This is a genomic window from Aquincola tertiaricarbonis (assembly GCF_000969605.1).
GTDB classification, from domain to species: Bacteria; Pseudomonadota; Gammaproteobacteria; order Burkholderiales; family Burkholderiaceae_C; genus Aquincola; species Aquincola tertiaricarbonis.
In genome coordinates this window covers 36,914-53,420 of record NZ_JZUE01000008.1, presented here as the reverse complement: position 1 = coordinate 53,420, position 16,507 = coordinate 36,914, and the positions used below count along the sequence as shown (strand labels likewise).

15 protein-coding genes are annotated in these 16,507 nt (G+C 71.4%); 12 read left to right on the top strand and 3 right to left on the bottom strand.

Annotated elements, in window-relative coordinates; translation table 11 throughout:
* Nucleotides 1-39: 39 nt before the first annotated feature.
* On the top strand, nucleotides 40-2,109 hold the full coding sequence (locus VO99_RS11315; RefSeq protein ID WP_046112974.1) for a sensor histidine kinase: 2,070 nt from the start codon (nucleotides 40-42) through the stop codon (nucleotides 2,107-2,109).
* Nucleotides 2,110-2,274: 165 nt separating this feature from the next.
* Here VO99_RS11315 and VO99_RS31840 read toward each other — a convergent pair whose 3' ends face one another.
* Nucleotides 2,275-3,855, bottom strand: a complete 1,581-nt coding sequence (locus VO99_RS31840; RefSeq protein WP_046112973.1) for a methyl-accepting chemotaxis protein — start codon at nucleotides 3,853-3,855, stop codon at nucleotides 2,275-2,277.
* Between the two features lie 150 nt (nucleotides 3,856-4,005).
* Between VO99_RS31840 and VO99_RS11305 the strand changes: the two genes are divergently transcribed.
* The 6 genes from VO99_RS11305 to VO99_RS11280 all read left to right on the top strand — a co-directional run bounded on the left by VO99_RS11305 (nucleotide 4,006) and on the right by VO99_RS11280 (nucleotide 10,799).
* On the top strand, nucleotides 4,006-4,830 hold the full coding sequence (locus tag VO99_RS11305; RefSeq protein ID WP_046112972.1) for an HDOD domain-containing protein: 825 nt from the start codon (nucleotides 4,006-4,008) through the stop codon (nucleotides 4,828-4,830).
* A 134-nt stretch (nucleotides 4,831-4,964) separates the two neighbouring features.
* On the top strand, nucleotides 4,965-5,618 hold the full coding sequence (locus VO99_RS11300) for a YbhB/YbcL family Raf kinase inhibitor-like protein (protein ID WP_046112971.1): 654 nt from the start codon (nucleotides 4,965-4,967) through the stop codon (nucleotides 5,616-5,618).
* Between the two features lie 39 nt (nucleotides 5,619-5,657).
* On the top strand, nucleotides 5,658-7,283 hold the full coding sequence (locus VO99_RS11295) for a thioredoxin fold domain-containing protein (protein WP_083440522.1): 1,626 nt from the start codon (nucleotides 5,658-5,660) through the stop codon (nucleotides 7,281-7,283).
* Nucleotides 7,284-7,390: 107 nt separating this feature from the next.
* On the top strand, nucleotides 7,391-8,860 hold the full coding sequence (locus VO99_RS11290; protein WP_083440521.1) for an alpha/beta hydrolase: 1,470 nt from the start codon (nucleotides 7,391-7,393) through the stop codon (nucleotides 8,858-8,860).
* On the top strand, nucleotides 8,857-9,618 hold the full coding sequence (locus VO99_RS11285) for an ABC transporter ATP-binding protein (RefSeq protein ID WP_046112969.1): 762 nt from the start codon (nucleotides 8,857-8,859) through the stop codon (nucleotides 9,616-9,618). Before VO99_RS11290 ends, VO99_RS11285 begins: the two co-directional genes overlap by 4 nt.
* The gene (locus tag VO99_RS11280) at nucleotides 9,615-10,799 is read left to right on the top strand and encodes an ABC transporter permease subunit (RefSeq protein ID WP_046112968.1); all 1,185 of its coding nucleotides are present in this window, start codon (nucleotides 9,615-9,617) and stop codon (nucleotides 10,797-10,799) included. Before VO99_RS11285 ends, VO99_RS11280 begins: the two co-directional genes overlap by 4 nt.
* Nucleotides 10,800-10,815: 16 nt before the next feature.
* Here the strand turns inward: VO99_RS11280 and VO99_RS28775 are convergent, their stop codons facing one another.
* Nucleotides 10,816-11,193: a DUF4902 domain-containing protein gene (locus VO99_RS28775; RefSeq protein WP_157039537.1), complete on the bottom strand. Its 378-nt coding sequence runs from the start codon at nucleotides 11,191-11,193 to the stop codon at nucleotides 10,816-10,818.
* A 138-nt stretch (nucleotides 11,194-11,331) separates the two neighbouring features.
* Here VO99_RS28775 and VO99_RS11270 point away from each other — a divergent pair, with 138 nt between their 5' ends.
* The 4 genes from VO99_RS11270 to VO99_RS11260 all read left to right on the top strand — a co-directional run bounded on the left by VO99_RS11270 (nucleotide 11,332) and on the right by VO99_RS11260 (nucleotide 15,763).
* Nucleotides 11,332-12,045 carry a helix-turn-helix transcriptional regulator gene (locus tag VO99_RS11270; protein WP_046112967.1) on the top strand — a complete coding sequence of 238 codons (714 nt, stop codon included), beginning with the start codon at nucleotides 11,332-11,334 and terminating at the stop codon, nucleotides 12,043-12,045.
* A gap of 105 nt (nucleotides 12,046-12,150) precedes the next feature.
* Complete coding sequence (locus VO99_RS30225) at nucleotides 12,151-12,318, top strand: hypothetical protein (RefSeq protein ID WP_157039536.1); 168 nt, start codon at nucleotides 12,151-12,153, stop codon at nucleotides 12,316-12,318.
* A 64-nt stretch (nucleotides 12,319-12,382) separates the two neighbouring features.
* Nucleotides 12,383-13,630, top strand: a complete 1,248-nt coding sequence (locus VO99_RS11265) for an HlyD family secretion protein (protein WP_052736267.1) — start codon at nucleotides 12,383-12,385, stop codon at nucleotides 13,628-13,630.
* Between the two features lie 6 nt (nucleotides 13,631-13,636).
* Nucleotides 13,637-15,763 carry a peptidase domain-containing ABC transporter gene (locus tag VO99_RS11260; RefSeq protein WP_046112966.1) on the top strand — a complete coding sequence of 709 codons (2,127 nt, stop codon included), beginning with the start codon at nucleotides 13,637-13,639 and terminating at the stop codon, nucleotides 15,761-15,763.
* A 36-nt stretch (nucleotides 15,764-15,799) separates the two neighbouring features.
* On the opposite strand, the gene VO99_RS30810 is transcribed toward VO99_RS11260, so the two are convergent.
* Nucleotides 15,800-16,090, bottom strand: coding sequence for a YkgJ family cysteine cluster protein (locus VO99_RS30810; RefSeq protein WP_198156924.1), 291 nt, complete (start codon nucleotides 16,088-16,090; stop codon nucleotides 15,800-15,802).
* Between the two features lie 108 nt (nucleotides 16,091-16,198).
* Here VO99_RS30810 and VO99_RS11255 point away from each other — a divergent pair, with 108 nt between their 5' ends.
* Entirely contained in the window at nucleotides 16,199-16,477 is a 279-nt protein-coding gene (locus VO99_RS11255) for a DUF2061 domain-containing protein (protein ID WP_083440519.1), read from the top strand.
* Nucleotides 16,478-16,507 lie beyond the last annotated feature (30 nt).

The window sequence follows — 16,507 nt, the reverse complement described above, 5'->3', positions numbered from 1 at the left end:
TGCCATGAGTGCCCTCCGGCCGTCGCGCCCGGGAAGCGCATGAACGCGCCGCCCGATCCCGCCGCCGCGGTACGCGGCCGGCTGGCCGGCCGGCGGCCGGGGCTGGCCGAGATCGACATCACCACCGTGCCGTCCACCACCGTGCTGGCCGAGGCGGAGCTGCCCGACACCGCGATGGACCCGCGGGTGCTGGTGGACACCCAGCCGCCGGCACTGCCGCCGCCGCGCCTGGCGGGCGGCGCGCTGGCCGCGCTGGGTTTCACCGCACTGGCCGCCTTGATGGGCGGGCTGACCTGGGCCGCGCTGGCCGCGCCGGTGCCCGCACACCTGCGCATGCTGTTGTGGGCCGCCCTGGCGCTGGGCTGGCTGGCCGCCGCGCTGGCCTTGCACCGGCTGGTGGCGCGGCTGGCTTCGGCTGTGGCGGCGGTGCAGCGCTTTGCGGAGCGGTTGCGGCACGACGACCTGCCCGGCGCCATCCTGGCGCTGCGGGCGCACAGCCTGCGCGGCTCCAGTGCTTTGCATGCCGCGGCTGGCGAGGTGCAGCTGCTGCTGGGCGAGCGCGAGCGGCGCTGGCATGCGCGGGTGCGGTTGTCCGGTGACTGGTACTGGGAGACCGATGCACAGCACCGCATCTGCTGGGTGTCCGACGACCTGTCCTCCCACTTGAAGCTGGGACTGGAGCCTCGCCAGCTGCTGGGCCACACCTACGACAGCGTGCCCTTCTTCCAGCCGCCCGAGGCCGGCTGGTCGGAACTGATGCTGTGCATGCACCAGCGGCGCGACTTCCGTGATGTGGAGATCGAGGTGCGGCGGCCCGGCCGCTCGCCCGTGTGGATCGGCCTGACCGGCCGCCCGCGCCGCAACGACGACGGCCAGTTCATCGGCCATGAAGGCGTGGGCCGCGACATCACCGAGCAGCGGCTGGCCTTCCGACGCCTGCACGACAGCGAGCGCCGCTATGCGGTGATGAACGAGCTGTCCGCCGACTGGTACTGGGAGACCGACGCCGAGCACCGCTTCGTGGTGGTGGGCGACATGCTCACCGACCTGCTGGGCGATGTGGGCGCGCGGCGCTTCATCGGCCGTACCCGCTGGCATGCCTATGCCGACGGTGCCAGCGAGGAGGAGTGGCAGCGCCACCGCCGGCAGCTCGAGGAGCGGCGGCCCTTCAGCAACTTCGAGTACGCGGTGCGCGTGCCCGGCCGCGGCGTTCGATGGGTGTCGGTAAGCGGCCAGCCCCGGCACGACGCGCACGGCCGCTTCCTCGGCTTCCACGGCGTGGGCCGCGACGTGACGCTGCGCAAGCGCACCGAGAAGATGCTGCTCAGCCGCAATGCCGAACTGGCCCGTCAGGTGGCCGAGCGCACCGCCGAGCTGGAGCAGCACAACCGCGACCTGGAGGCCTTCTCACGCCAGCTGGCGCATGAGCTGCGCACGCCCATCGGCCATGTCGTGGGCCTGGCGGACATGCTGCGTGCCCGCGCCTGGGAGCGCCTGGCCGACGACGAGCGCCATTGGCTCACGCTGCAGGGTCGGGCCGCGCGCGACATGTCGCACACCGTCACGGCGCTGCTGGAGCTGGCCCGGTCGGGCTCCGCGCCGCTGGTGCGCGAGCCGGTGGACCTGAGCGCGCTGGCCCGCTCCGTGATCACCGAGCTGCCCTGGGTGGAGCGTGCGGTGCCCGTGGAGTGGCAGATCCAGCCCGGCCTGGTGGCCCACTGCAGCGCGCCCCTGGTGCGGGTGGCGCTGGCCAACCTGCTGGGCAATGCCGCCAAGTTCACCCGCGACGTGCCGCTGCCGCTGGTGCGCCTGGCCGCGAGCGGCGAGCCCGGCGTGTTCGTGGTGCAGGACAACGGCGCCGGCTTCGATGCCCGCCGCGCGGCCCGGCTGTTCCAGCCGTTCCAGCGGCTGCACACGGCTGAGCAGTTCCACGGCACGGGGCTGGGGCTGTCCATCGTGCGGCGCATCGTCGAGCGGCACGGCGGCACCGTGCGCGCCGAAGCACCGGCCAAGGGCGGTGCGAGCTTCTACTTCAGCCTCGGCGGTCCGTTGCAGGGTACCGACAACGCGGGGGAAAGTACCGATGCCGTGGCGCCGAGGCCCACCTAGAGTCCCGGTTCTCGCAGCGGCGCCACTTTGGTGCGTGCCCGCTGAACGGGGGCCGAGGAGACAACAGACACCAAGATCCACAAGATGACGCTGATCCCGCTACGCGCGGAGGTCACATTGCCAACGCCAGCCGATGCTGGCGTTTTTTTTCGTCCGTCGCGCCGCTCAGGCCACCGCCCGGGGCACGCGGAACACGCTCACCAGCTCCGTCAGCCTGTGTGCCTGGGCGCGCAGGCTCTCCGCCGCGGCGGCGCTTTCCTCCACCAGGGCCGCGTTCTGCTGCGTCACCTGGTCGAGCTGGTTCACCGCATGGCTCACCTGGCCGATGCCGGCGGTTTGCTCCTGGCCTGAATGGCTGATTTCGCCGATGAGGTCCGACACCTGCTTGACCTGGGTCACGATGTCGGCCATCGAGCTGCCGGCCTCGTCCACCAGCCGGGCGCCGGCGCCCACGCTGTCGACGCTCGCCTCGATCAGCGTCTTGATCTCCTTGGCGGCCTGGGCCGAGCGCTGGGCCAGGCCGCGCACCTCCGAGGCCACCACGGCGAAGCCGCGGCCCTGCTCGCCGGCCCGCGCGGCCTCCACCGCCGCATTCAGCGCCAGGATGTTGGTCTGGAAGGCGATGCCGTCGATCACGCCGATGATGTCGGCGATGCGGCGCGAGCTGCGGCTGATCTCCTCCATCGTCGCCACCACGCGGCCGACCACGTCGCCGCCCTTGACCGCCGAGGCGCTGGCGGTGGCGGCCAGCTGCGTGGCTTGCTGGGCGGTCTCGGCGCTGTGGCCCACCGCGGCATTCATCTGCTCCATCGACGAGGCGGTCTGCTGCAGGCTGCTGGCCTGCTGCTCGGTGCGGCGAGAGAGGTCGGCGTTGCCTGTGGCGATCTGCACGCTGCCGGTGGCGATGGAGTCGGAGGCGCGGCGCACGTCGGCCACCACGCCGGCCAGGCTGCGCTGCATGTGCGCCAGCGAGGCCAGCACGCTGGCGGGTGGTGCATCGGCCGCGCCTTCGATCGGGCCGAGGTCGCCGCGGGCCACGCGTTCCGCGGCGGCGCCCAGGGCGGCCGGCTCGGCGCCCAGCGTGCGCGCTACGTCCCGCGTGATGGCGAACAGGAAGAACACGGCCGCCGACAACGCCAGCACGCCGGACGCGATGAGCGCATGGCGGAACTGCCGGTGCGATTTTGCCGCCGCGGCCAGCGTGGCCTGCGTACCCCGGTCCAGCACGGCCAGGTAGGCCGCGACCGTGGCGTGCAGCTCCGCCAGCAGCGGCTGGCACTGGCGGCTCATCAAGAGGGTGGCCTCGTGCACGCTGCCCCGTCCCGCCAGCGCCACCACCTGCAGCGCCACCGGGCTGTAGCGGGTTTCCAGCGCGGCCAGGGCGTCGAAGCGCCGGCGTTCCTCGGCGGTCACGTCCGGGTCGCTGCGGGTGCGCTGCGCCAGCGCGGCCAGCGCGGCTTCCACCGCGGCATGGGCCTGCTTCACCTGGGCAGTCTGCGCTTCGCTTTCGGCCGAACCGGTGGCCAGCACCATGTTGCGCGCGGCAATGGCGCGCAGCGCGGCGGCGTTACGCAGCTCGTGCGCCAGCGCGATGCGGGCGCTGCCCTGCCGGGCATAGTCGGAAAAGTGCGCGTCGCTTTCCTGCAGGGCGGTGACGGCTACTGCCGAGACGACGAGAACCAGGACGGCGAGCGTGGCGAACGACGCCGCGAGCCTGGCGCGGAGGGAGAGGTGTTGGAGGTTCATGTCCACTTACATCGTCTGGAAGTGACACGAAATGAACGTTGAAAAGTGACAGAGGCCGCAACAGGGCATGCGTCCTAGCGGCTGAACTGCGTGGGCAGCCAGGCGCTTTTCCCGTGCTTGCGCCCCTGGAGTGGCCGCTAGCATCCCGCCATGCCCGTCGATCCCGAACTCCGCAGCCTCGACATCGATATTCCCGCCCAGCCGGAGGCGCTCGTTCGCCTGTCGCTGCTGCTTGCGGACGACGAGATCAACCTGGACGCCGCTGCGCAGCTGATCGAGTCCGACATGGCGCTGGCCGCGGCGGTGCTGAAGGCGGTCAATTCGTCGATGTATGGCCTCAAGGGCAGGGTGCAGACCGTGATGCAGGCGGTGCAGTACCTCGGCATGCGCGAGGTGGCGGCCATCACCTTCGAGATGGGGCTGCGCGCGGCCTTTCCGCCCAACAAGCTGCTGGAGCCGGTGTGGCAGCGGGCTGCGCGCCGTGGCCTGCTGATGGGCCGCATGGGCCAGTTCCTGGGCGTGGACGCCTGGGCCGCCCACTCCGCCGGGTTGTTCGAGGAATGTGGCAAGGCGGTGCTGCTGCGCCATGCCAGCGACCATTACGGCGCCATGCTGCGCGCCGCGCCCGACGACGTCGACCTGCGCACGCTGGAACGTGCCGGCTTCGGCGTCAGCCATGACGCGCTGGGCGCCGCCCTGTGCGAGAGCTGGGGCCTGGGCGCGCCCTCGGTGGCCAGCGTGCGCCACCATGTGTCGGTGCAGGCCGGCGAGCCGTTTCCGCCGCAGTTGCCGCGGCCGGCGGTGCTGGCCTTGTCGGCCGTGGCCCATATCCTGATGCAGTCGCCCGAGCAGTTGGAGGATGTGGTGGCCCGGGTGGCGCCGCAGGTGCCGCTGGACGAGACCCTGCTGCTGCGCGCCGCCCGCAAGGTGAGCGAGCAGTTGGCCGGCCGCGAGGCTGCCGCCACCCAGCACTGAAGCCAGGCACGGATACGCGGCGTGAGCCGCGGTGTCCGTTGTCGGCATGCTCCGACAGCCGAATGGGCCGGCGTGTGCTGCCAGGCCGCCCCGGTCGCGTGTCCACTGGGTCTTTCTTCCAGGACCTGACCGCCATGTTGGAAAAACTGCCCGGCATGCTGGGCCATGCACTGCGCCACCAGCGCGCGGGCCTGGACCAGACCGTCTTTCACCACACCCCGCTGCGCACCGGCCAGGCGGCGCTGGAAGTGGGCAGCCTCGCCTTCGCGGACCACGCGCCCATGCCCGCGCGCTACACCGCCGACGGCGAAGGCCTGTCGCCCCCGCTGCACTGGCACGGCGTGCCGCCCAACGCCAGCAGCGTGCTGCTGATCGTGGAGGACGCCGACGCGCCCACGCCGCATCCGCTGGTGCACGGCATCGTGGTGGACCTGCCGCCCGACCAGACGGCCTTGGCCGAGGGCGCCTTCGACCACACGGAGGGCAGCGAAGCCCATGCCGGACGCCATTCCTTCCTGGGCAGCGGCTGGCTGCCGCCCGATCCGCCGCCCGGCCATGGCACCCACCGCTATGTGTTCCAGGTGTTTGCGCTAGGTCCTGGCGAGCCGTTCAGCGAAACACCGGGCCGCGACGAGGTGCTGGCTGCACTGCAGGAACGTGCATTGGCCTCCGGCTGCCTGATCGGCACCTATGAGCGGCCCGACGGCTCCATCCGCAGCGACGAGCCCGCCACGGCCACCGCCACCGTGCCGGCCGCCGGCAGCGCGGCGCCGCTGGCGCCACAATGAGCCGCTGGCGCGCATGGTCGCGCGCAAGGGGCGGATGACATGCATGTGGTGGCCCAGCCTGTAAAACCGATCCGCGCGGCGTGGCCCGCGGGCCTGCTGGCCGGCTGCCTGATCGGCCTGTCCGCGCTGAGCCTGCCGCTGCAGGCGGCTCCCGGCCTGCCTTCCACCCAGGTGGCGTGGCAGCCCGCGGCCACCGATGCCGACGTGGACCGCGCCTTTGCCCAGGCCCGCGCCGAGAACAGGCCGGTGCTGTTGTACTGGGGCGCGACCTGGTGCCCGCCGTGCAACCAGCTCAAGGCCACGCTGTTCAACCGGCAGGACTTCGCGGCCCAGTCGCGCTCGCTGGTGGCAGTGCATGTGGATGGCGACCGCCCCGGCGCGCAGAAGCTGGGCGCGGCCTTCCAGGTACGCGGCTATCCCACGCTGATCCTGATGCGCCCCGACCGCAGCGAGATCACCCGCCTGCCCGGCGAAGCCGAGGCCGCGCAGGTCATGGCGCTGCTGCAGACCGCAATGGCCGGTGGCCGGCCCGCAGCCGAGGTGCTGGCCGATGCCCGCGCCGGAAGGCCGCTGACCGCCGGCGAATGGAAGCTGCTGGCTTTCCATGGCTGGGAGACCGATGAGTCCAAGCTGGTGCCGGCAGCCGAGCGGCCGGCCGTGCTGGCCGCGCTGCACCGCGCCGCTGCACGCGCTGCCACCGCGGACGAGGAAACCCGCACCCGCCTGATGCTGAAGGCCCTGGCGCTGGGCGCCGAAGGAGCCAATGGCCTGGCTGCCGATGCCGCCGTGCGCACCCGCACCCAGCAGCTGCTGGCCGACGCCTCGGCCGCCCGTGCGCAGATGGACGTGCTGGTCTACAACACGCCCGCACTGGTGCGTGCCCTGGCCGGCGACGACGATACCCGCCGCGCAGCGCTCACCGCGGCTTTCGACACCGCGCTGCAGCGGCTGCAGGCGGACACCACGCTGTCGCGGGCCGATCGCATCAGCGCGCTGGATGCCCGCGTGTCGCTGGCCCGCCATGGCCAGGCGGACGAGGTGGTGTCGCCCCGCCTGCCGCCAGCGTTGCTGGCCGAGGTACGCGGCCTGGCCAACCGGCTGGACCAGGAAACCCGTGATCCGTTCGAACGCCAGGCCGTGGTGCCCTCGCTGGCCTGGGTGCAGGCCCGAGCCGGCCTGTGGGCCGACAGCGATGCACTGCTGCAGGCCAACCTGGCTCGCAGCGCCGCGCCGTACTACCTGATGAGCCAGCTCGGCAGCAATGCCCGCAAGCAAGGCCGGCCGGACGAGGCGCTGCGCTGGTATGCCCAGGCCTTCGAGCGCAGCGAAGGCCCGGCCACGCGGCTGCAATGGGGCGCCGGCTACCTGGCGGCGCTGGTCGATCTGGCGGCCGGCGATGTGGCGCGCATCGAACAGGTTGCGGGGCAAATCTTCACCGAGGCGGGTCGCGATCCGGCGGCCTTCCATGAGCGCAGCGCACGCTCGCTGCAGCGTGCGGCGCAGAAGCTGGCCGGCTGGGGCGCGCAGCGTCCGGCGGCCGAGGCAGCGCTGCAGCGGCTGCAAACCCGCCTGGCCGGCCTGTGCGCCGCGCGGGAGGCGGCCGATGGCCAGCGCCAGGCCTGCGAAGCCACTGCCCGCAGCCTGGTGCCTGGTGGCCGGGCCTGAGCCGCGCGACCCAGAAGTAACAAGCGCCGTTTCGATGCCTGAACGAGACAGGCACCGGCACTAGTTGGCATGGGTGTGGGATCGCAACCCGCACAATGCGTCGCATCATGAAACGTTGGGGAAGGCCGGTTGCGCTGGCCGGGGCCATGGCCTGGGGCGCGCTCTTGCACGGTGCCGTGGCGGCGGCACCCGCGCTCACGCCGTGCCGGCTGGACGGCATCGAGCACGAGGCCCGCTGCGGCACGCTGGAGCGTCCGCTGGACCCCGCCGCGCCGCAAGGTGCGCGCATCACGCTGCACTATGCGGTGCTGCCGGCGCTGGCCCGCAACAAGCAGCCCGATCCCGTCTTCTTCTTGGCCGGCGGTCCGGGGCAGAGCGCCATCGAGATGGCGGGTCCCGTGGCCGGCATGCTGTCGCGCTTCCTCAACCGTCGCGACGTGGTGCTGATCGACCAGCGCGGCACCGGCCGCAGCGCGCCGCTGCTGTGCGACGACGATGCCGACCAGGCGCCGCTGGCCCGCCAGTTCGAGCCGGATGCGCAGCGCCGGCGGCTGGCCGAATGCCGGCGCTTGCTGCAGGCACTGCCGCATGGCGATCTGCGCCAGTACACCACCGCCATCGCCGCCGGGGACGTGGAAGCGGTGCGGCGCGCGCTTGGCGTGGCGCGCATCAACCTGGTGGGCGTTTCCTACGGCACCCGGCTGGCGCTGGAGGTGCTGCGGCAGTCGCCGCGGCGCGTGCGGCGGGTGGTGCTCGATGGCGTGGCACCGCCGGACATGGTGCTGCCGGTGGCCTTCGCCAGCGACCAGCAGCGCGCCGTGGAGGCGGTGTTCAGCGGCTGCGAGCAGGACGCCGACTGCAACCGCCGGCATCCCGACCTGCGCAAGCGCTGGGCCACGCTGCGCAACAGCCTGCCGCGCGACTGGCCGGTGGCGCATCCGGCCACCGGCGTGGTGGAGCGCCAGCGTGTCACGCCCGAAGTGCTGGACGCGGTGCTGCGCGGCCCGCTGTACCTGCCTGCTTTGGCCGCCGCGCTCCCGCAGGCGATGGACCAGGCCACCCGAGGCCGGCTGGAGCCGCTGGCCGGCCTGGCCCACGCGGCCGGCGGCCGCCGCGGCGTGGGCGTGGCGATGGGCCTGCACTTCTCCGTCGTGTGCGCCGAGGATGCGCCGCGCCTGCCCCCGGCCGCCCCGCGCGAAGACCCGCTGGTGCGCCGCTACCGCGATGCCTGCGCGGACTGGCCGCGGGGCAGCGTGCCGCCGGCCTTCTACCAGGTAGGCCCATCGGCCGCACCGGTGTTGCTGCTGTCGGGCGGGCTGGACCCGGCCACGCCGCCGCGTCACGGCGACCGCATGGCCGCCGCCCTCGGCGCCAAGGCGCGGCATGTGGTGGTGCCGCAGGCCGGCCACGGCGTGGCGATGCTGCCCTGCATGCGCGACGTGCTCTACCGCTTCATCGACACTCCCGACGAAGCCGCAGCCCTGGCCGCGGTTCGTGCCGATGCGGGCTGCGCGGTGCAGCTGCCTCGCCCCCGGCCCTACCAGCCGCCCGCACCCCCGGCGGAGCCGCGCCGATGATCGAGGTGCTGGGCTTGCAGAAATCGTTTGCCAGCGGGCGTGGTCGCCAGGCGCGGCAGGTGAAGGCGGTGGACGGCGTGCTGTTCCGCGCAGCGGACGCCTGCATCACCGGCCTGCTGGGACCCAACGGCGCCGGCAAGACCACGACGCTGCGCATCGTGGCCGGCCTGCTGCCGCCGGATGCCGGCCACGTGCTGGTGGATGGCATCGACGTGTCGCGCGAGCCGCAGCGGGCGCTGGCGCGCATGGGCGTGCTGAGCGACGCACGCGGCCTGTACCCGCGGCTGACGGCACGCGAGAACATCGTCTACTACGGACGCCTTCAAGGCATGCCGCGTGCGGCCGCGCTGAGGCGCGCACAGCAGCTTGCCGAGGTGCTGGACATGGTGCCGCTGCTGGACCGCCGCACCGACGGCTTCAGCCAGGGCGAACGCATGAAGACCGCGCTGGCACGCGCGCTGGTGCACGACCCGGCCAACATCATCCTGGACGAGCCCACCAACGGGCTGGACGTGCTGGCCACGCGCTCACTGCGCGAGGCGCTGCGCCGCCTGCGCGACGAGCAGGGCAAGTGCATCGTGTTCTCCACCCACATCATGCAAGAGGTGCAACGCCTGTGTGACAAGGTCGTCGTGGTGGCGCATGGCCGCACGGTGGCCGATGGCAGCGTGGACGCGCTGCTGCAGTCCACCGGCCAGGCCGACTTCGAGGACGCCTTCGTGCAGCTGGCCTTCGGCCCGGAGGCGGACGCGGCATGAGGGGATGGCGCCAGGTGATCGCTGCCGCGTGGGTCGTGTACGGCAAGGAACTGCTGGACGCGCTGCGCGACCGCCGCACCCTGCTCACCGTGCTGCTCAGCTCGGTGGCCGTGGGTCCGGTGCTGCTGGTGGTGCTGTCGGTGCTGATGGCCGGCATCGAGCAGCGCGCCGAGCAGCGTGAGCTGATGGTGGTGGGCATCGAGCATTCGCCGCTGCTGCGCAACTACCTGGAGCGCCAGACCTGGCGCGTGCGCGAGGCGCCATCCGACCACCTGGACCTGCTGCGCCGCAACCGCCTGGGCGACGCGGTGCTGGTGGTGCCGTCCGGCTTCGACGCCGCGCTGGCCACCGCCGCGCAACCGCGCCTGGAGATCGTGGCCAACGGCGCCAATCCCCGGTCGCAGGCCAGCAGCGCGCGCATCGGCCGGCTGGTCAGCGGCTTCGTCAGCGAACGCGCCACGCTGGACCTGGCCCTGCGTGGGGTGTCGCCCCGCCTGCTGCAGGTGGTGGACGTGCAGCCGCGCGACCTGTCCACGCCGCGCGGCCGGGCGGCGCAGCTGTCGGCCTTCGTGCCCATCCTGGTGCTGATGGCGGTGCTCTACGGTGCGCTGCCTGCCGCGCTGGACTCCACCGCCGGCGAACGCGAGCGCGGCTCGCTGGAGCCGCTGCTGATGAATCCGCCGCTGCCGCTGGCGCTGGTGCTGGGCAAGTGGGCCGCGGTGGCCAGCGTGGCGATGGGCGTGGCACTGCTCGGCTCCTTCAGCTTCCTGCCGGCGCAGTGGCTGCTGCGCAGCGAGACGCTGGCCGCGATGTTCCAGTACGGCTGGCGCGAGGCGCTGGTGTTCCTCGCGCTGCTGGTGCCCCTCGCGGCGGCGGTGTCGTCGGTGCTGATGGCGGTGGCCATCCGCTGCCGCAGCGTCAAGGAGGCCCAGGCCAATGCGGCGGTCATCGTGCTGCTGGTGTCGGTGCTGCCGCTGGTGGCGTTGTTCAACGACAGCGGCCCACAGCCCTGGCAGCTCTGGGTGCCGGCGCTGGGGCAGGTGACCCTGATGAACCGGGTGCTGGCCGCGGAGGCGGTGCCGCTGGCCGACGTGCTGGTGCCGCTGCTGGTGTGCGCGCTGCTGGCGGCGCTGGGCATCGGGGACGTGGCCCGGCGGTTGCGCCGGGCGGCGGTGCGGTGATGCGCGTGGCGAACGGTCAGTTCAGCAGCGTGCTGCCCAGAGCACGTTCCACCTCGTTCTGCCAGGGTAGCCCGTGCACGATCTCGGTGAGGTGGCGGGCCGATTCCCAGGCGGTGAGCACGGTGCCGCCGGTGTCCACCAGGCGCAGGTTGGTGATGACGCACATGGGGTCGGCCATGGCCACCACGCCGGGGCACAGCTGCACCCAGTCCCAGGCCACGCCGGCATCCACGTCACCCAGCGGGCCGATCCAGATGGTGTGGCCGCTGCAGGGCGCGCTGGCGTCGCCGGTGGACATCACGCGGGTATCCAGGTGCACCAGGTTGAGGTGGCTCTTCGAGGCTGCCTGCCACAATACGGTGGGCCAGGCATGCAGCGTCCATGAGGGTGTCATCGGCGTGGGGGAATATGGTGGGTTGACTGGTCGGGCGGGGCCGGCAGCGTACTGGCAGTCTTGGTCATCGGCCATCCCGCTTCAAGCTGTAAACCTTGACAGGTTGGGGCAGGCGGTCGCAGCGATGCAGGAAGTTTGATGCTGCAGGGCAACTATCTGGCGGTGCTCGAAGCCCGCGACATCGACGAGTTCCGCAGCGCGGTGTTGCGCTTCACGCACGACATCGGCTTCAGCACGGTCAGCGCGGTGACCGTCGTGGAGCAGCACGGCCGCGAGGCGGACTTCATCGCCGTGGGCAACACGCCGCCGGGCTACGAGGAAGCCTACGTGCGTGTGGCCGATTCGCGCCGCGACCCGGTGCTGCAGCACCTGAAGCGGCAGAGCGTGCCGCTGGTCTGGTCGCGCGATACCTACCGCACCAAGGGTGTGGAAGATCTCTGGGAGGAGCAGGCCGCCTTCGGCTATCGCACCGGCGTGGCCATGGCACTCCATTTGCCGGATGGCAAGCACTTCCTGCTCGGCGTGGACCGCGACGCGCCGCTGCCCAGCGACACGCGGGAGCTGACGCGCATCGTGGCCGACCTGCAGCTGTTCGCGGTGCATGCGCAGGACACCGCGCTGCGCATCCTGGTGCCGCCGTCCCGGCAGCCGGAACGCCCGGCGCTCACCCCGCGCGAGCTGGAAGCGCTGAAGTGGACGATGGAGGGCAAGACGGCCTGGGAGGTGGGCGCCATCCTAGGGATCTCGCAGCGCACGGCGGTCCTGCACATTACGAACGCGATGCACAAGCTCGAATGCGCCACCAAGCACCAGGCGGTGCTGAAGGCGCTGCGCCTAGGCTTGATCCACTGAGGTGCACAAGCTGTAAGAGCTTACAGTTACAGCCGACCGGCTCGACTGCTGGAATAAGGCCACGTCGATGAATGGACGCAGCCCCCAAACCCCCAGGAGTCGACCATGGCCCAATCGCAAATCAACGCCGCCGCCGCCCAGGCCCCCCAACAAGTGCGCACGCCCGCTCCGCAAGCTGGCGCACCTGTGCAGAAGCCCGCTGCGCCGCTGGTGCTCGACGAGCGCATGCTGGGCCAGGTGACCGGCGGCCTGCCGCGCGTCGGCGGCTGGTGACCGGCTCTCGGCCCGCTGGCTCGGCGGGCGGGCTCAGGCTCCGCACGCCCACCGAGGGCGGACCGTGACAAGCATCTTCCGACCCGAAGCGCTGGACCACCAGCGCGACCAGTGGATCGGACACATCCGGCTGGCGCAACCTGTGTCGTTGCGCTGGCTGACCGTGCTGGTGGTGGCCGCTTTCGTGGCCGTGGCGTTGTTCCTCACGCTGGGCCACTACACGAGAAAGGCGCGCCTGTCGGGCGTGCTGGTGCCGCAAGGCGGCCTGCTGGAACTGCGCACGCCGCGTGAGGCCGTGGTGCTGGAGCGCCGGGTGCGCGAAGGCGATGCGGTGCGGCAGGGCGACGTGCTGTACGTGCTGACGCTGGACCGCAGCAGCGGCGAAGGCGAAACCCAGGCCGAGGTGCGCCGCAGCCTGGACGAGCGCCGCCGCAGCCTGCGCGAGGCGGTGGAGCGCCAGGCCGCGTTGCGCGAGGCGCGCAGCCAGGCGCTGGCTGACCGCATCGCCGAAATGACGCGCGAGCGCAGCCGCCACGACGAGCGCACGCAGCTGCAGCGTGAGCGCCTGGCGCTGGCCGAACAGGCGCTGGCCCAGTTCGAATCGCTGCGCCACCAGGACTTCATCGCCCCCGCGCAGCTGCGGGCCAAGCAGCAGGACGTGCTGGAACAGCGCGAGCGCCTGCAGGCTCTGGCGCAGGAGCGCGCCCAGCATGAACGCAGCCTGGCCGCGCTGCAGGCCGAGGCGCGCGAGCTGCCCTTGCAGGCACAGGCGCAGCTGGGCGAGATTGAGCGGGAGCTCTCGGCCCTGGCCGGCGACACCGCGGAAACCGAATCCCGCCGGCGCGAGGTGCTGCGGGCGCCGCAGGACGGGGTGGTGGGTGCGTTGACGGCCGAGCCGGGGCAGTCGGTGGCGGCTTCGGCGGTGTTGGCGCGGATGATGCCGGGCCAGGCGCCGCTGCTGGCCGAGCTGTATGCGCCCTCCAGCGCGATGGGGTTCCTGCGGCCGGCGCAACCGGTGCTGATGCGCTACCACGCATTCCCATACCAGAAGTTCGGCTCCCAGGCGGGGCGGGTGCTGCGGGTGTCGCGCACGCCGGTGCCAGCCGACGCCCGGCCGCCGGTGGCCGGCCTGCCAGCGGACGAGCCGCTGTACCGCGTGACGGTGGCACTCGACCGGCAGGACGTGCAGGCCTACGGCCAGCCACAGCCGCTGGCACCCGGCATGCAGCTGGAGGCCGACGTGCAGCTCGACCGGCGCCGCCTGATCGAATGGATCTTCGAGCCGCTGCTCGGCGTGGCCGGGCGGGTGTAGCCGCACATGCTCGACCGTCTGAACCTCGGGCTGTTCAACCGCCGGCGGGTGCCCATGCTGCTGCAGACGGAGGCCGCCGAATGCGGCCTGGCCTGCCTGGGCATGGTGGCCGCTGCCCACGGCCTGCAGACCGACCTGCCCACGCTGCGGCGGCGCTTTTCGCTGTCACTCAAAGGCGCCTCCATGGCCGACCTGGTGCGCATGGCCGGTGAGCTGCAGCTGAGCCCCCGCGCGCTGCGCGCCGAGCCCGAGCACTTCGACAGCCTGCAGCTGCCCTGCGTGCTGCACTGGGACATGAACCACTTCGTCGTGCTGGTGGCCGTGCGGCGCGGCGTGGCAGTGATACACGACCCAGGGCAGGGCGTGCGGCACATGAAGCTCAGCGAGCTGTCGCGGCACTTCACCGGCATCGTGCTGGAGCTGACGCCTGCCGGCGGCTTCGAGCCGCGGGTGGAACGCCAGCCCATCAGCCTGCGGCGCATGCTGGGGCGGGTGAGCGGGCTCAAGCGCTCGATGGCGCAGGTGTTCGTGCTGGCGCTGGTGCTGGAAGCGTTCATGCTGCTGTCGCCCTTCCTGCTGCAGTGGGTGGTGGACGGCGTGCTGGTCACCGGCGACAGGGACCTGCTGGTCACGCTGGGCATCGGCTTCGGCCTGCTGGTGCTGCTTCAGGTGGCCACGGGCGCAGTGCGCTCCTGGGCGGTGCTGGTGATGTCGGCCACGCTGAACCTGCAGTGGCTTTCCAATGTGTTCGCGCACCTGATGCGCCTGCCTGTGGCCTGGTTCGAGAAGCGGCACACCGGCGACATCTGGTCGCGCTTCACGGCCGTGCAGCAGATTCAGAAGACGCTGACCACCAGCTTCGTGGAAGCGGTGCTGGACGGCGTGCTGGTGCTGGCCACGCTGGCCATGATGGCGCTGTACAGCGGGCTGCTCACAGCCATCGTGGCGGGGGCGGTGGGCGTGTACGCGCTGCTGCGCTGGGCCTTCTTCCGGCCGCTGCGCGCGGCCACCGAGGAATCGCTGGTGCACGAGTCGCGCAAGGCCAGCCACTTCCTGGAATCGCTGCGCGGCGTGCAGGCCATCAAGCTGTTCAACCGCCAGGCCGACCGCCAGGGCCGCTTCATGAACCTGGTGGTGGACGCGATGAATGCCGACATCGCCACCCGCAAGATCGACCTGTGGTTCGGCGTGCTGCACAAGCTGGTATTCGGCCTGGAGCGGGTGGCGGTGGTGTGGGTGGGTGCGCTGCTGGTGCTGGACGAGCGCTTCACCGTCGGCATGCTTTTCGCCTTCATCGCCTTCAAGGAGCAGTTCGCCACCCGCTTCAGCGCGCTCATCGACAAGGCGGTGGAGCTGAAGATGCTGCGCCTGCAGGGCGAGCGCCTGGCCGACATCGTGCTGACGGCGCCTGAGCCTCAACAGGAGGCGGAGTTGCCGGTGAAGGCCGACTCCGCGCGCATCGAGGTGCAGGACCTGAGCTTCCGCTACTCCGATGCCGAGCCGGAGGTGCTGCGCGGGGTAAGCCTGACCATCGAACCTGGCGAGTCCGTGGCCATCGTCGGTGCGTCGGGTTGCGGAAAAACAACACTCCTGAAGTTGATGCTCGGCATTCATGCGCCGCAGGCGGGCGAGGTGCGAGTGGGTGGCGTGCCACTGAGTCAGCTCGGCCTGACGCGCTACCGGGCCATGATCGGCACGGTGATGCAGGACGACCAGCTGTTTGCCGGCTCCATCGGCGAGAACATCAGCTTCTTCGACACCGCGCCGGACGCGGCCTGGATCGAGGAATGTGCCCGCATGGCCTCGGTGCATGACGAGGTGGAGGCCATGCCCATGGGCTACCACACGTTGATCGGCGACATGGGCGCGGCCATCTCCGGTGGCCAGAAGCAGCGGTTGCTGCTGGCCCGCGCGCTTTACAAGCGGCCGCAGATCCTGCTGCTCGACGAAGCCACGAGCGCCCTGGACGTGGACCGCGAACGGGCGGTGAACCACAGCATCCGGCAGCTGCAACTCACGCGGGTGATCGTGGCGCACCGGCCGGAAACCATCGCCAGCGCCGCGCGGGTGGTGGTGCTGGAGCAGGGCCGCGTGACGCAGGACCTGCGCACGGTGGGGGCAGGGCGCGGCTGACGTTGGTCGGCATGTCGCCGCCGCCCATGGCTGAAGTCAGTCGGGTGTGCCGGCCGTCGTGGCGGCCTCGAGCGCTGTCAACCAGTGCATTGCATGTTCACGGCTGCTGCCGCACATGTCGGGCGCCGGTTGCAAAGACCCGCAGACGGCTGGTCGTTGCGGCGATCCGAACAGCGCACACAGGCCTTGCTCAGTGAGCTGGACGCAGCGCACGCCGGCGGGCTTGCCACCGGGCATGCCCGGAATGGCGCTGCTGATCGACGGCGCAATGCAGCAGGCCGCGCAGCCGGCGCGGCAGCTGAGGGCAGGGACGGGTGTGCTGCGCATGGCGTGATTGTCGGGGCTGCCTATCGACGCCATCGACGCCTTTGATTGGTCAACTTGCGGAGGCCTCGCCACACTCCTGAACAAGATTTGTTCTCATCTGGAGTGAACATGGCCAAGACCGCTGCATTTGGTGTCATTCACTTGGGCATCGCGTTCGGCGTGACCTACGGGCTCACCGGCAACGTATGGGCAGCCAGTGCCGTCACGCTGGTGGAGCCGGCGGTGAACATGGTGGCCCACTATTTCTTTGACAAGCATTGGAATGACAGCGCGGTCGAGGCGTGGGTGGCTAGGCGCAAGTTGGCCATGAAGCGGTGTTTCACGTGGAACAGAGCGCAACTAGGTGAAGAACTGCACAGCCGGCAGGGGGGTGAGGCGGTCGCCTAAAATTGAGGCATTCCCACCGTTGAAGGCAGG

Bases quoted from the DNA above. Each gene is read 5' to 3' on its own strand.
- VO99_RS11255 (WP_083440519.1), top strand. From the start codon at position 16,199: ATGGCCAAGACCGCTGCATTTGGTGTCATTCACTTGGGCATCGCGTTC.
- VO99_RS11280 (WP_046112968.1), top strand. From the start codon at position 9,615: ATGAGGGGATGGCGCCAGGTGATCGCTGCCGCGTGGGTCGTGTACGGC.
- VO99_RS11285 (WP_046112969.1), top strand. From the start codon at position 8,857: ATGATCGAGGTGCTGGGCTTGCAGAAATCGTTTGCCAGCGGGCGTGGT.
- VO99_RS11315 (WP_046112974.1), top strand. From the start codon at position 40: ATGAACGCGCCGCCCGATCCCGCCGCCGCGGTACGCGGCCGGCTGGCC.
- VO99_RS30810 (WP_198156924.1), bottom strand. From the start codon at position 16,090: ATGCGCAGCACACCCGTCCCTGCCCTCAGCTGCCGCGCCGGCTGCGCG.
- VO99_RS11290 (WP_083440521.1), top strand. From the start codon at position 7,391: ATGAAACGTTGGGGAAGGCCGGTTGCGCTGGCCGGGGCCATGGCCTGG.
- VO99_RS11305 (WP_046112972.1), top strand. From the start codon at position 4,006: ATGCCCGTCGATCCCGAACTCCGCAGCCTCGACATCGATATTCCCGCC.
- VO99_RS11260 (WP_046112966.1), top strand. From the start codon at position 13,637: ATGCTCGACCGTCTGAACCTCGGGCTGTTCAACCGCCGGCGGGTGCCC.
- VO99_RS11270 (WP_046112967.1), top strand. From the start codon at position 11,332: ATGCTGCAGGGCAACTATCTGGCGGTGCTCGAAGCCCGCGACATCGAC.
- VO99_RS28775 (WP_157039537.1), bottom strand. From the start codon at position 11,193: ATGACACCCTCATGGACGCTGCATGCCTGGCCCACCGTATTGTGGCAG.
- VO99_RS11295 (WP_083440522.1), top strand. From the start codon at position 5,658: ATGCATGTGGTGGCCCAGCCTGTAAAACCGATCCGCGCGGCGTGGCCC.
- VO99_RS31840 (WP_046112973.1), bottom strand. From the start codon at position 3,855: ATGAACCTCCAACACCTCTCCCTCCGCGCCAGGCTCGCGGCGTCGTTC.
- VO99_RS11300 (WP_046112971.1), top strand. From the start codon at position 4,965: ATGTTGGAAAAACTGCCCGGCATGCTGGGCCATGCACTGCGCCACCAG.
- VO99_RS30225 (WP_157039536.1), top strand. From the start codon at position 12,151: ATGGCCCAATCGCAAATCAACGCCGCCGCCGCCCAGGCCCCCCAACAA.